This is a genomic window from Pseudarthrobacter raffinosi (assembly GCF_023913735.1).
In the GTDB taxonomy this organism is placed as follows: Bacteria; Actinomycetota; Actinomycetes; order Actinomycetales; family Micrococcaceae; genus Arthrobacter; species Arthrobacter raffinosi.
The window spans coordinates 77336-90226 of sequence record NZ_JAMXBH010000012.1 but is presented as its reverse complement, the minus strand read 5'-3'; the positions used below and the strand labels follow the sequence as shown (position 1 = coordinate 90226).

Sequence of the window (12891 nt, the reverse complement as noted above, 5' to 3'; positions counted from 1 at the left end):
ATGCTGTTGCTGAAGGGCTAGAGATCCATATTGCGGTTTCCGGAGAACTCCGGGACCTCCTGCTTCTTCTTTTCCTTTTTGACCTTGTCCTTCTTGTCGTTGGCAGGGTCATCGGCAGTTTCATCAGCAGGGACCACCAAAGCACTGCCTGGTGTGACAACCACAGATACGAAGGTGGGCGCGCTCGAACCCGCGAACGTCACTCGGCCGATATACGAGCCTTCAGCGAGGTCCTTCCACTGGAGCTTCAGAATGCCCGACTGGCCGTTCCCGAGCCGCAGCGGATTGGGGGTCACAGTGGCATTTCCCACGTTGGCTCCCAACACCGCAGCGTCCACGGACGCCTTCGTGGGCTGCCCATTGGGGCTTGCGTAGAGGTTCACAAAAATCGTGTACACGCCCGGAGCCGGGTTCGGAACCGAAATTGATTCACTGGCAGAGGCCGTCTGGGCCAGCAGGGCCTGGCCCGCCGGGTTGAAGACCACCATGTCGAAGTCGGCGGCCTCGTCCGAGGAAAAGACGGAGAACTTTGCCAACGGCGATCCTGCCGGAACGGTGACCTCCTTGGCGAAGTTGGACGCGTCCGTTTCCAGGGCCAGCGGCCCTGGCACCAGTTCGATGGCCGAGGAGTCAGCCTTGGACAGTCCGTCCAAAGTAATCTTCACAGGCGCGTTGGTGCCCGAAACCACCGGAATGTCGCCCTGCCCCTGGCCTCCTTCCGAGGTAAACGCCAGGTTTGCCGGTGCCACCACTGACTGCGGGCGGACGGCCACCGGCGATGCCACGTTCTTGCCGGCACCCTGCCAGATGAGGTTGCCCATGGCAAACTGCCCCAGGGCAGCGCTGGTGTTCTCGAACTTGACCTTGAAGGTGCGCTTCTCGCCGGCAGCATTGAAGCTAAGGATCGACGGCGTGACCGTCACCTTGACGCCAGGAACGCTGGCCTTGGCCCGGTAAACGCCTGGGGTCAGCGCGGTGACAGTCCGCGTGACCTCTGTCTTGCCGGTGAGTGCCCCCAGCGCGAACGAGGCAACATTCATATCCCGCGGTGCGGTTGTTCCGAGACCCCGGATGCCCATGTCCAGGCCCGTTCCCTGAATGAACTTCAGGTAGTCGTCCTCGGAATTGTCGTAGACGAGGCCGGGATCCAGGACCCGCGCAATGTCCACGTGGCCAGCGCCGGTTGCGAACACGTCACCGTTCCGGCTGCCGTCTGCGTTCTTGATATCAGCTGCCGTGGTCATCATGGCTGACTTGACGGTGGCCGGAGACCATGTGGGGTTCTTGGCCAGGATCAAGGCGCCAAATCCGGCCACGTGCGGCGCGGCCATGGACGTCCCGGACATCATGCCGAACTGGTCGCCGCCGGAACCGATGGGCGAAACGCCTGCCAGCACTGCCACACCCGGCGCCGCCACGTCAGGCTTGAGCAGGTCTGAGCCGGCGGCAAGCAGCGGGCCCCGGGAGGAGAACCCGGCGATCTGAGGCTGAGGCGCGGCCGGAAGGCCGGTGGTGTCCGTGTTTACCAGGGAGACCTTGATGCCGGGGTTGGCGATGATCTTGTCCTTGATCTGCTGCGTGGCTGGCGGGTTCACGTGCACTGTCGGGACTGCGTGGCGGTCAAGGTCCTCGGAGGAGGTGGTTACGTTGACCAGAATCATGCCGATGCCGCCGGCGCGCTGCACCTCGGCGCTCTTGGCTACGCGGTCCACCACCCCGCGGTCGCAGACAACAATCTTCCCTGTCACCTTGGCGGGATCCAGCGCCTTGGGTGCGCACAGTTCCGGGTTTGCTGCGCCGGCGGCTGCGGCACTTGCCGCCAGCACAACGTTGCTCGCAGGAACGGGAGCGGACATAAGACTGGCGCCGCGGTACTTGCTGCCGTCCTCAAATTCGACGGTTCCCTGCAACTCCGTGGAGAAGGAGCTCGCGGCCACTGTGGTCAGCCACGGAGCGCCGTGGTTTACGGTGCTTGCCGTGGGTCCCGAGTTTCCGGCGGATGCGGCAACAAAGATTCCCGTGGACGCCGCGGAAAGGAAAGCCAGGGAAACCGGGTCCGTGGTGGTTGAGGTGCTGCCGGAGATGGAGTAGTTGAGCACATCCACGCCGTCCAGGATGGCTTGATTGATCGCGGCCACGGAGGCGGAGCTGTAGCACCCTCCTGTGGCTGGGTTGTCGTCCTCCCAGCAGACCTTGTAGACGGAGATCTTAGCCGCCGGCGCAACGCCGCTGGTGATGCCCATATCGGTTGCACCAAGGTTGGCCCGGACGTTCGCGTTGCCCGCGGCAGTGCTGGCGGTGTGCGTCCCGTGGCTTCCCACATCCACAGGCGAAATCAGTTCTTCGGGCGCGCGGTTCTCCGGCGCCACGTACGCCATGAAGTCGTCAGCGAAGTAGCGGGCACTCAGTACTTTGGAGTTGCAGGCGCTGCCGTCAAACGCAGCCCCGGTCCCCTGCCCCTTCTGGCACTCACCAACGAAGGTGTCGCCGTCGGACTTGAGCATGGCGATATTGCCGTCTGCGGTGCGGTACGGGGCGCCCATCTGGGCCTGGCCGGCGAGGGGTTGCACGTCGTCCCCGGCGAAGAACGGGTTGGAGGGTGTGTAGCCGGAGTCAATAACGCCCACTACGACGCCTTTGCCGGCATTCTCCTGCCCGCCGAAGGCAGTCTTCCAGATGCCATTTTCACCGCTGAGCCCAAGGAAGTCTGTAGTGGAGTAATCCGGCGCGTTCTCCGTGTCCGGTGCCACCATGAGGACGGCCGGGTCCTTGGCGAGCTTAGCGGCCTGGTCGGCGATCAAATCGGCCGAGAACCCGTTGATGGCAGCCGTGTACTGGCGCTTGATCCGGACGCTTTCGGACCCGGCCACAGCGTTCTGCCTGCCCTCAAGGTGCGCCCGGTACTGCTGGACTTCCGGCCGGTCGGCGTCAAGCTTGCTGCCCTTCTGGGGCTTCGTCGCTGCGAGTCCGGGAGTCCCGCCGTCGTAGGTGGCCGCCGGCTTCTCGGCCAGGACCACAATGTAGCGGCCGGCGGGGTAGTCGCCGGGGTTGATCTTCTTTGAGGCAACTGCCGTGTTTGCTTCAGCGGGCGCCGCGGTAGCGGGGCTCATCGCCATCGAAGAAAGGAGCAGCGGCAAGCCCACGGCCAATGCCGCTGCTTTCCGGAGTCCCCCGCCCCGAATGGGGCTTTTTCCAGTTGATTTCACGAGCGACTACACCTTTCACGAGGAACGGCCGGCCACGTTGCCGGTCTGGAGCAGCTGGGAACGGCACACGACATTACAGATTTTGTAATGCTGTGACCAGCCGTTACAAACAGTACAGACTGAGAGCTGAATATGACATAGGACACATCAGGTGTATACGTCAATCATGCAGCTACAAGGCGGGGCCGGGAAGGCACAAAAGAAAGACCCCGACGCGGGCCGGACTTTGGAAATGTCCAGCTCCGCGCGGAGGTCTTCTTTGGTGCTAGGAAATCACCTGGCTCAACCCTTGGGCGTTACCTGCAGGCGGTCGAAGGAGACCTGCTTGCCGTCCTTGTCCAGCACCACCACGCCGTCGCGGCCGCTCTGCACACCTGAGGGCAGGATGAACTACACCGTGTTGTCGGTGGTGGGGAAAATCCAGCCGATCCGGTAGCTCTTCTTGTTCAGGTACACGTAGTACCACTGGCCGTAGTCGAAACCCTCCAGGGTCACCTTCTGGCCGTTGCGGTACTTGTCCTGCGTGCCGAGGTCGAACGGAGCCGCCTGTTCCTCGAGGTCCTGGACGGCGAGGACAGGGACCGTCTCGGGCTGCGACGGCTGGAGAGCCAGCACCGGCACGTGCAGCGGGCACAAAAACGGGCGCCCCCGCTCAGGGACGCCCGGTTGAGGCTTGGGCAAAGACTTGAGGCGTGGATAAGGAGTGGGCGCCTACTGCCTGGGCGTCCGAACCACGTCACTGATCCACTGGCGGGTCTTTTCGTCCACGGGGCCGGCCACGCGCGTTTCCCGGGCAGCCCGGTCCGCCTTGATCTTCTGCATAACCATCCGGCCCAACCCGGCAAAAACGGCCACGGCCATCATCGGCAACAGCAGAGATTTCGATTTTTCAGCCATGCGGTAATCCTAGTGACGCTTGCTCCACGAGGCCATAGCCGCCGTCGTCCTCCACCTCCCGAAAGCCCGCCCCGCCGCGATGACTGTGGCCGATCCCACCGAATACAGGGTGCGGCGCTCGGCCCGGTAGAATGGCCTAGCAAGCTCGCGGAGCGCCCGTCCACACTGTTCGAAAAAGAACGTCCCCAGCATCCCGGAACGGCGTAAGACGGCGTGACTCCGCTGCGCCCTTACCCAATGCTCACGCACAGGAGTTGCCGGATGCCCCGGATCGTTGTTGACGTCATGCCCAAGCCCGAGATTCTGGACCCGCAGGGGAAGGCCATCGTGGGTGCACTCCCCCGTCTGGGCTTCACCAGCTTTAGCTCTGTCCGCCAGGGCAAGCGCTTTGAACTGACGGTTGAGGGCGAGGTGACCGACGCAATCCTGGCCCAGGCCCGCGAAGCCGCCGAGACCCTGCTGTCCAACCCCGTTATCGAAGACGTCGTCAACGTCGAGGTCGTCGAGGCCTGAGATGACTGAACTTCCCTTGATCGGCGAGGCAATCGCCGTCGCCGCCGAGCCCCGGCTCGCCGGTGCCCGGATCGGCGTTGTAACGTTCCCAGGCACCCTTGACGACCGCGACGCCGCCCGTGCAGTCCGGCTCGCCGGCGGCACTGCAGTGCCGCTCTGGCACGCGGACACCACCCTGGGTGACGTGGACGCCGTCGTGATCCCCGGCGGTTTCTCCTACGGCGACTACCTCCGCGCCGGTGCCATTGCCCGCTTCGCGCCGCTGATGTCCAAAATCATCGACGCCGCCAACTCCGATGCCAAGCTGCCCGTGCTGGGCATCTGCAACGGCTTCCAGATCCTGACCGAGTCGCACCTGCTGCCCGGCTCCATGATCAAGAACGACCACCTGAAGTTCATGTGCCGCGACCAGGTCCTGCGAGTGGAAAACAGCAACACCGCCTGGACCCTCGACTACACGGCCGGCCAGGAAATCACGGTTCCGCTGAAGAACCAGGACGGCCAGTACATCGCGGACGACAAGGTCCTGGACGCGCTCGAGGCTGAAGGCCGCGTGGTGTTCCGCTACGTGGGCTTCAACCCCAACGGCTCGCGCCGCGACATCGCCGGCATCTCCAACGCCGCCGGCAACGTGGTGGGCCTGATGCCGCACCCCGAGCACGCGGTGGAAGTTGGCTTCGGCCCCGAATCCCTGGACGGGATCGGCGGGTCCGACACCGACGGCCTGGGTTTCTTCACCTCCGTACTGAACAAGATTGTGGGAGGCAACAAATGACCGAGATCAATTCGGTGGTCGAGCCTGTCGAGACCAAGAAGTTCAATATCGACACTGTCGAGAACGCTGCCAAAACGCCCGACACCGACCTGCCGTGGGCCGAACTGGGCCTGAAGCAGAACGAGTTCGATGAAGTAGTGAAGGTCCTGGGCCGCCGCCCCACCGGCGCCGAGCTGGCCATGTACTCCGTGATGTGGAGCGAGCACTGCTCCTACAAGTCGTCGAAGAACCACCTGCGCCAGTTCGGCGAAAAGGTGACCGACGAGATGAAGAAGGACATGCTGGTGGGCATCGGCGAAAACGCCGGCGTCACCAACTTGGGCGACGGCTGGGCCGTGACGTTCAAGATCGAGTCCCACAACTCGCCGTCGTTCGTGGAGCCCTACCAGGGTGCTGCCACCGGCATCGGTGGCATTGTCCGTGACATCATCTCCATGGGCGCCCGCCCGGTTGCCGTGATGGACCCGCTGCGTTTCGGCGCCATCGACCACCCGGACACCGCCCGCGTTATGCACGGTGCCGTTGCCGGCATCGGCGGCTACGGTAACTCGCTGGGCCTGCCGAACATCGGCGGCGAAATGGTCTTCGATTCTGTTTACCAGGGCAACCCGCTGGTTAACGCGCTGGCTGTCGGCGTGATGCGCCACGAGGACATCCGCCTCGCCAACGCGTCCGGCAAGGGCAACAAGGTGGTCCTGTTCGGTGCACGCACCGGCGGCGACGGCATCGGTGGCGCCTCGGTGCTGGCCTCCGAGTCCTTCGACGACACCAAGCCGTCCAAGCGCCCCGCCGTCCAGGTGGGCGACCCCTTCGCCGAGAAGGTCCTGATCGAGTGCTGCCTGGAGCTCTTCAAGGGTTCCCTCGTTGAGGGCATCCAGGACCTCGGCGCCGCTGGCATCTCCTGCGCAACGTCCGAGCTCGCCTCCAACGGCGACGGCGGCATGGAAGTTGAACTGACCTCCGTCCTGCTGCGCGACCCCACGCTGACCCCGGGCGAAATCCTGATGTCCGAGTCGCAGGAACGCATGATGGCCGTGGTCACCCCGGAGAACATCGCCGCGTTCGAAGCTGTGATGGACAAGTGGGCCGTGGAGTACTCCTGGCTCGGCGAGGTCACCGACACCGGCCGCCTGATCATCACCTGGGACGGCGTAGTCATCGTGGACGTCGACCCGCGCACCGTGGCCCACGACGGCCCCGTGTATGACCGCCCGTACGCCCGCCCCTCATGGCAGGACTCCGTCCAGGCCGATTCCTTCACCGGCTCCGTCCAGGACACCGGCCGCCCCTCCGCCCCCGCGGAACTGGCTGCCGCCGTCACCGAGCTCGTGGCCTCGCCGAACATGTGCAGCAAGGACTGGATCACCAACCAGTACGACCGGTACGTGGGCGGCAACACCGCCCTGGCGTTCCCGGACGACGCCGGCGTGGTCCGCGTCGACGAGGAAACCGGCCTGGGCGTTGCCCTGGCCACCGACGCCAACGGCCGCTACACCTACCTCGATCCGTACCACGGCGCACAGCTGGCGCTGGCCGAGGCCTACCGCAACGTGGCCACCTCCGGCGCCGTACCGATGGCCGTCAGCGACTGCCTGAACTTCGGCTCCCCCGAGGACCCGGACGTCATGTGGCAGCTCGCGGAGGCCATCCGCGGCCTGTCCGATGCCTGTATGGTGCTGGGCATCCCGGTCACCGGCGGCAACGTCTCGCTGTACAACCAGACCGGCACCACGCCCATCCACCCCTCCCCCGTGGTGGCAGTGCTGGGCAAGCTCGACGACGTTGCCCGCCGCACGCCGTCAGGCTGGCGTGAGGACGGCCAGGCCATCTACCTGCTGGGTACGACGGCGGCTGAACTGGACGGTTCCGAGTGGGCCAACATGCGTGGTCACCTCGGTGGACTGCCGCCCAAGGTTGACCTCGCCGCCGAACGCGAGCTGGGTGAAATCCTGATCAACGCGTCCCGCGACGGCATGGTGGACTCCGCGCACGACCTCTCCGAAGGCGGCCTCGCGGCAGCCCTGGTGGAGTCCGCACTGCGCTACGGCGTGGGTGCCCGGATCGCCCTGCAGGACGTCCTGGACCGCGACGGCGTGGACCTGTTCACGGCGCTGTTCTCCGAGTCCCAGGGCCGCGCGGTTGTCGGCGTGCCCCGCTCGGAAGAGGTCCGGTTCAAGGACATGTGCACGGCCCGCGGCTTTGCCCACACCCGCATCGGCGTGGTGGACGCAGCCAGCGGCAACCTCGAGATCAACGGCGTGGACACCATGTCCCTGGCCGCCCTCCGCGAAGCCCACGAGGCGACCCTGCCGAAGTACTTCGGCTAGTACCCTCCATCGATTGCTCCGTAACTGCCCTTTTGAACCCTCATAACGGCGGTTCCGGAGCAATCGTTCGTTAAGGCCGGGGCCGCCACCCCGCCTGGACAAGGGCGGAACGAACCTTGGCGACCGCAGGCTTGGCGTCATTGAGCATGTGCCGCTTGGAAATCCTGACTTCAGTCCACCCCAGCGTGTGGTACTTTTCAGAACGCGTGATGTCCCGGACGATCTGCCCGTCCTCACCGTGCTGTTCACCTTCGTACTCGATCCCGATCCGGTACTTGCGGTAGGACAGGTCCGGCTCGTGATGGCGTATACCGTCGTCGCCGATGATCGGCACGTTCAACTCCGGTTCCGGCAGCCCCGCCCTCACAATGGCCAGCCTCAACAGAGTCTCCTGCGGCGAGTCAGATCCCACGCGGATGAGTCTGATGGCTTCCTTGGCCCTGCGTAGCCCGCGCTTTCCCTTGTGCCTGTCGATCATTCGCTGCAGATTAGCCAAACTGCAAAGCGGCATGTCCCTGTCCTCAAACGCCGCCCTCGGCACGCGAACACAGCTGTCCCCCATGGCCACAAGCTCGTCCACCGTGAGCATTTCCGCCATGTCCAGCCAGGTTCGCTCCGGAGTGGTCACGGGAATCCCGTCAACTGTGGTGACCTCATCGCTGTAAAGCTTCATGCGGTGCACAATGACGTGCGGCCTGTTCAGGTGTGCCGATCCCTCAGGCCTGATGACATGAAACATCTCTGGAGTCCCCTTCTGCTGACGTCGCGGCAGCAGAAGCATCTCCGCCGCGGTGAGGTGCGACGCGGCGCATCGCTCATTGACCTCGATGAAGGGCCGGACCCTGTCAGTCAAGGGGAGCTCCGCCGTCGGGCTTTCCGACCGGATCCCCTTGCCGAGCCGATGCAGTGTCCGGTGTCGCAGCCGCTTGTGCGACACTCCGGCGCGCACCGCCTCGACAACTGTGAACGGGCGGTCCTGTAGTTCCTCGGGCAGCGGGCGCTGGGTCTTCATGGATTCATCAGAGCAGAATACGGTGTGCGCTGCAGAAGTTATCCACAGCCTTCATCGATTGCTCCGTAGGCGCCGTTTTGGGCACTCAAAAGGGCGCCTACGGAGCAATCGATGGGGTCAGTCGTCGCTGCGGAGCTCCCGCTGCCTTGAGCTGAGCAGTTCAAACTCGGGCCGGGCGGCCACAAAGCGTTCGACGGCGGTGAGCACCTCCAGCAGGTGCGCCCGGTCTGCTGCCACCAGGCCGGCGCCCACCTGCGAGCGCCGGTACTGGTCGTGGTCCCCCACCTCCGCGACGGACACGTCGAAGCGGCGCTTGAGCTCGGCCAGCAGCGGCCTGATGACGGAGCGTTTCTCCTTCAGGCTCTGGACGTCGCCCAGGAGGATGTCGAATTCAATCCAGCCGATCCACATACAGTAATCGTATCGATCGGGGTCAGATGGTGAGTTCGCCCATCCGGTCCCAGCCGTCGCCGTCGAGCTGGCGGCTGATGATGTGCGGCGTCTCAGCCAGCGCCTGCGGCATGTCCGCCATGGCCTGCTTGAAGTGTGTGCTGCTGATGTGGTCCCCGGCGGCGTCGTCCTTGAAGGCTTCCACCAGGACAAACTCGTTGGGGTCATCCACACTGCGGGACCAGTCGAACCAGAGGTTGCCGGGCTCCGCGCGTGTGGCTTGGGTAAATGCGTCCACGAGGCCGAGCCAGCGCTCGGACCAGTCGGGTTTGACCTTGAATTTCACGACGATGAAGATCATGCGGTATTCCTTCCGTTGCAGGGGTATGGGTTGTTCAACCTGCGGCCAGGGCAAGGTCACAGGCCTGGATGGCCTCACGTGCAGCCTGCTGCTGCGCCGGGGTTCCTGCCCGTTCCGCCCACTGTTCGGCCAGCTGGAACTCCACCAGCGCCTCGGTAAACCGGCCGGCGCCGTGGAAAGTCCAGCCGAGGTTGTTGTGCAGCGCCACCATCCAGCGCCGTGTGTGCGGATCGTGGGCGGTGGACGCGTATTCGAGGGCGCTCCGGGTCCACAGTTCAGCGTGGGCGGAGTCTGCCAGGGCCAGCACGTGCAGCGCGTCGACGGCGAGGAACTCCTCGCCGAGGTGGTCGCCGAGCTCGGCTGCCTGTTCGAACAGGGGCACGGCCATGGCGGCGTGGCCGCTGGAGTTCAGGACGCGTCCGCGTTCCAGCAGGATCCGCACGCCGACGGTGGGTTCTTCCTCGCCGTCCACGGAGTCCAGCAAGGCATCCGCCTCCTCGTAGCGGCCCTGCAGGCCAATGGCCCGGCCAAGCTGCGTGGCGAGTTCGGCCTTTTCGTACGTGTCGTAGGTCGGGTCAGTAAGGGCGTCCCGGAAGCGCTGTTCGGACAGCTCGGGATCCCCAAAATTCCATAGGCGGTCAAGGGTCGATTGGTCCAGCATGTACCTTCTCCTGATCAGCTTTCACCTGCGGCGAGTTGGCGTGCCCCTCCAACGTATCGCGAAGTGATGTGCCGTTGCGCCGCCCGGGCCAGCAGGCCTCCCGCCTGGTAGAACCAGTTCGCGTGCCTGCTGAAGGCGGTGATCTTCAGGAACACCAGCCCGTCAGCGCCGATCTCAACTTCGAAGGCTTCCTCGCCGCGTTCAGGATGGCCGGGCAGCGTGCCGTAGCCGAAGCCCGCTGACTGGGGGCCGTCTCCCGGCACCGGCCGCCGCACCCAGACCACCTCGCACGGGGCATTGATACGGAAAGGCCCGACACCGAACCCGCTCACCACGCGTGCGCCGGGGATCACGACGTCGGACTCGGTCCGGACGCGCAGTCCAGACCGACGCTGCAGTTCCCATATAAGGATTCCGTGCGCCACCCGGCGGTAGACCGCCGGTCCATCGCCCAGGTACTCCCGCGATACGAGGCAGGGGTAACCTTCCGGCGCCCGGCCGTGTTCGGTGAAGCCGATGCCCGGATAGTTGAGGCCGCCGGGAGCCAGGCGCTTCCCCGTCAACGGGGCCCGCCCGAAGACCCGGACAGCCGCGCCCACCCCAGCTGCTCCTGCTGCTTGCGGCTCAGGGAGACCACCACCAGGTCGTAGGAATCCTCCACCATGTCACGGACCATGGCATCAGGCAGGTTTCCATCCAGCCGCACGCCGTTCCAGTGCGTCTTGTTCATGTGCCACGCGCCGGTGATTTCAGGGTGGGCGGCCCGCAGCTGCTCAGCCAGGGCGGGTTCACATTTCAGGCTCACGGACCAGTCGTCGGGGTTCATGGCGGACGCGGCAAACATCTTGGCTTCATGCCGCGCGCCACCTGCCACGGCAGCCCGGACCTTGAACACGGAGGTCTCCGGGCCGAAGGGAAAATCCTCGAAGGCACCGGGAAATGACAGGCATATTGCCTTGAGTTGGGCTGCGTCCATGGACCGAGCCTACAAAGCCCTTCCCGGCGGTGCTAGTCTGCGAAGATGTCACCCGATCAGGCCACCATTCCCGTTCTGGACATGAGCGCCGCACGCCAGCCGTACGGCTCCTTCAGCCCCGAATTCATTGACCAGCTGCGGGACGCCGCCCACAACGTGGGCTTCTTCCAAATCACCGGTTACGGCGCCGCCCCCGGCCAGGCCGACGAGCTGCTGGCCCTCATCAAACGCTTCTTCGATCTGCCCCTCGAGGAGCGGATGAAGCTGGACAACAGGATTTCCCCGCACTTCCGCGGCTACACCCGGATGGGCACCGAAGTCACGCAGGGACGGGCCGACGCCCGCGAGCAGATCGACTACTCCCCCGAGCGCGAGCCCGTCCACAACTATCCGGCCGACCAGCCGTACTGGCTTCTTCAAGGGCACAACATGTGGCCCGATGAAGCGTTGCCGGAGCTCAAGCCGGCGGCCATGGCCTGGGCCGACCTGATGTCCAGTGTGGGCATGGAGCTGCTGAGGGGCATCTCGGTTTCCCTGGGACTGCCGGAGGACCACTTCGACGAGCCCTTCGGCAACGAACCCGCGTGGATGGGCAAGCTGGTGCATTACGTCGGCGGTGTGGTGGAGGCGGCCGGGAACCAGGGCGTTGGCTCCCACGCTGACTACGGTTTTGTCACCCTCCTCCTCCAGGACGAGGTGGGCGGCCTCGAAGTGCTGCCGCCCGGGACAACTGAATGGGCGCCGGTTGAGCCTGTTCCCGGGGCACTCGTGGTGAACCTGGGCGAAATGCTGGAGGTGGCCACGGAAGGATTCCTTGCCGCCACGATCCACCGGGTCAAGGCGCCGCCACCGGGCGTGGACCGCTACTCAGTCCCGTTCTTCTGGTCGCCGCGGCTGGACGCTGTCATCGATCCGGTGCCGCTGCCTCCGGAGCTCAAAGCCCAGGCACGCGGCATCTCCGACGATCCGTCCAACCCGATGCTTGCGTCCTTTGGCCTGAACATGCTCAAGGGCCGCATGCGCGCCCATCCCGATGTGACCGAACACCACTACCCGGAGCTGATGCAGCGCTGATCAGAGGTTGTACTTCCACGCCTGCTGCGCGGGGCAAACGTCCATCACCACGTCCAGGCCGGCGGCCTTGGCACGGTCCACTGCCGCTTCGTCGATAACACCCAGCTGCAGCCACACGGCTTTGGCGCCCACGGCAATTGCCTGGTCCACCACCGCACCGACCTTCTGCGAGTTCACAAAGCAGTCGACGACGTCGAGGGGTTGCTTTTCGGAGGGAATTTCACCCAGGGTACGGTACCCGGTTTCGCCGTGGACGGCGTCGCCGGGAAGGTTGACGGGGATGATGTCCATCCCGAGCCGGTCGCGGATAAACAGCGAGGTGTCGTAGGCGGCACGCCACTCGTTGGTGGTCAGGCCCACGATGGCCCACCGCCCTTTGTTTCGCATCAGGCGCTCAATAACGGCAGGATCGTTGACGTGGACCATGATGCAAGCGTACATCGTCCCCTGAGCGGCCCCTGATCGAATATTTGAATGAATAGCTGGCGTCAATACTCGCGTGAGCGAATATTACGTCCCACAGACCATGATTTGGCGCAAGGCATGCGGTTCGGCTGTAGTGGTAGTGACCATCCCGAGCGGCCGAGAGACCTGGATCGATGAAGCCGCAGCATCCCTGACCAAACGCTGTACCCGTTGAGGCGACCATCCTCGGCACACAGCGAAGGGTGCTACCGCCAGGATCGATGGAGCACATCT

14 protein-coding genes are annotated in these 12891 nt (G+C 64.7%); 4 read left to right on the top strand and 10 right to left on the bottom strand.

All coding sequences use genetic code 11. From position 1 onward, the window contains the following. Nucleotides 1-17 precede the first annotated feature (17 nt). The 3 genes from NG698_RS12795 to NG698_RS12785 form a co-directional block, all read right to left on the bottom strand. Nucleotides 18-3182 carry a S8 family peptidase gene (locus NG698_RS12795; RefSeq protein WP_445260436.1) on the bottom strand — a complete coding sequence of 1055 codons (3165 nt, stop codon included), beginning with the start codon at nt 3180-3182 and terminating at the stop codon, nt 18-20. Nucleotides 3183-3596: 414 nt separating this feature from the next. Then, nucleotides 3597-3887, bottom strand: a complete 291-nt coding sequence (locus tag NG698_RS12790; RefSeq protein ID WP_308293036.1) for a hypothetical protein — start codon at nt 3885-3887, stop codon at nt 3597-3599. 30 nt (nt 3888-3917) lie between these two features. After that, entirely contained in the window at nt 3918-4103 is a 186-nt protein-coding gene (locus NG698_RS12785; RefSeq protein ID WP_252566883.1) for a hypothetical protein, read from the bottom strand. 261 nt (nt 4104-4364) lie between these two features. Here NG698_RS12785 and purS point away from each other — a divergent pair, with 261 nt between their 5' ends. The 3 genes from purS to purL are packed head-to-tail and all read left to right on the top strand — an operon-like array spanning nt 4365 to nt 7718. Continuing rightward, the gene (gene purS, locus NG698_RS12780) at nt 4365-4616 is read left to right on the top strand and encodes a phosphoribosylformylglycinamidine synthase subunit PurS (RefSeq protein ID WP_056348600.1); all 252 of its coding nucleotides are present in this window, start codon (nt 4365-4367) and stop codon (nt 4614-4616) included. Nucleotide 4617: 1 nt separating this feature from the next. Beyond that, complete coding sequence (purQ, locus tag NG698_RS12775; RefSeq protein ID WP_252610117.1) at nt 4618-5391, top strand: phosphoribosylformylglycinamidine synthase subunit PurQ; 774 nt, start codon at nt 4618-4620, stop codon at nt 5389-5391. Further along, on the top strand, nt 5388-7718 hold the full coding sequence (gene purL / locus NG698_RS12770; RefSeq protein ID WP_252610115.1) for a phosphoribosylformylglycinamidine synthase subunit PurL: 2331 nt from the start codon (nt 5388-5390) through the stop codon (nt 7716-7718). Before purQ ends, purL begins: the two co-directional genes overlap by 4 nt. A gap of 70 nt (nt 7719-7788) precedes the next feature. Here the strand turns inward: purL and NG698_RS12765 are convergent, their stop codons facing one another. The 6 genes from NG698_RS12765 to NG698_RS12740 all read right to left on the bottom strand — a co-directional run bounded on the left by NG698_RS12765 (nt 7789) and on the right by NG698_RS12740 (nt 11118). Then, a complete protein-coding gene (locus NG698_RS12765; protein ID WP_252610113.1) occupies nt 7789-8730 on the bottom strand; it encodes a type IV toxin-antitoxin system AbiEi family antitoxin in 942 nt (313 codons plus the stop codon). Nucleotides 8731-8847: 117 nt separating this feature from the next. Beyond that, entirely contained in the window at nt 8848-9141 is a 294-nt protein-coding gene (locus NG698_RS12760; protein ID WP_252610110.1) for a DUF503 domain-containing protein, read from the bottom strand. A gap of 22 nt (nt 9142-9163) precedes the next feature. Next, the gene (locus NG698_RS12755; protein WP_252602205.1) at nt 9164-9481 is read right to left on the bottom strand and encodes a putative quinol monooxygenase; all 318 of its coding nucleotides are present in this window, start codon (nt 9479-9481) and stop codon (nt 9164-9166) included. A 34-nt stretch (nt 9482-9515) separates the two neighbouring features. Further along, the gene (locus tag NG698_RS12750; protein WP_252610107.1) at nt 9516-10142 is read right to left on the bottom strand and encodes a hypothetical protein; all 627 of its coding nucleotides are present in this window, start codon (nt 10140-10142) and stop codon (nt 9516-9518) included. A 14-nt stretch (nt 10143-10156) separates the two neighbouring features. Further along, entirely contained in the window at nt 10157-10741 is a 585-nt protein-coding gene (locus NG698_RS12745; protein ID WP_252610103.1) for a DUF1990 domain-containing protein, read from the bottom strand. Then, nucleotides 10702-11118 (bottom strand): MmcQ/YjbR family DNA-binding protein, encoded by a 417-nt coding sequence (locus NG698_RS12740; protein WP_252602197.1) that lies wholly within the window; start codon nt 11116-11118, stop codon nt 10702-10704. Before NG698_RS12740 ends, NG698_RS12745 begins: the two co-directional genes overlap by 40 nt. A gap of 45 nt (nt 11119-11163) precedes the next feature. On the opposite strand from NG698_RS12740, the gene NG698_RS12735 reads away from it, so the two are divergent. Beyond that, complete coding sequence (locus NG698_RS12735) at nt 11164-12192, top strand: isopenicillin N synthase family dioxygenase (protein ID WP_252610093.1); 1029 nt, start codon at nt 11164-11166, stop codon at nt 12190-12192. Here NG698_RS12735 and NG698_RS12730 read toward each other — a convergent pair whose 3' ends face one another. Further along, on the bottom strand, nt 12193-12618 hold the full coding sequence (locus NG698_RS12730) for a CoA-binding protein (protein WP_252602191.1): 426 nt from the start codon (nt 12616-12618) through the stop codon (nt 12193-12195). Nucleotides 12619-12891 lie beyond the last annotated feature (273 nt).

Coding starts and splice junctions, on each gene's coding strand:
- NG698_RS12785 (WP_252566883.1), bottom strand. CDS start 4,103: ATGGCTGAAAAATCGAAATCTCTGCTGTTGCCGATGATGGCCGTGGCC.
- purS (WP_056348600.1), top strand. CDS start 4,365: ATGCCCCGGATCGTTGTTGACGTCATGCCCAAGCCCGAGATTCTGGAC.
- purQ (WP_252610117.1), top strand. CDS start 4,618: ATGACTGAACTTCCCTTGATCGGCGAGGCAATCGCCGTCGCCGCCGAG.
- purL (WP_252610115.1), top strand. CDS start 5,388: ATGACCGAGATCAATTCGGTGGTCGAGCCTGTCGAGACCAAGAAGTTC.
- NG698_RS12765 (WP_252610113.1), bottom strand. CDS start 8,730: ATGAAGACCCAGCGCCCGCTGCCCGAGGAACTACAGGACCGCCCGTTC.
- NG698_RS12760 (WP_252610110.1), bottom strand. CDS start 9,141: ATGTGGATCGGCTGGATTGAATTCGACATCCTCCTGGGCGACGTCCAG.
- NG698_RS12755 (WP_252602205.1), bottom strand. CDS start 9,481: ATGATCTTCATCGTCGTGAAATTCAAGGTCAAACCCGACTGGTCCGAG.
- NG698_RS12750 (WP_252610107.1), bottom strand. CDS start 10,142: ATGCTGGACCAATCGACCCTTGACCGCCTATGGAATTTTGGGGATCCC.
- NG698_RS12740 (WP_252602197.1), bottom strand. CDS start 11,118: ATGGACGCAGCCCAACTCAAGGCAATATGCCTGTCATTTCCCGGTGCC.
- NG698_RS12735 (WP_252610093.1), top strand. CDS start 11,164: ATGTCACCCGATCAGGCCACCATTCCCGTTCTGGACATGAGCGCCGCA.
- NG698_RS12730 (WP_252602191.1), bottom strand. CDS start 12,618: ATGGTCCACGTCAACGATCCTGCCGTTATTGAGCGCCTGATGCGAAAC.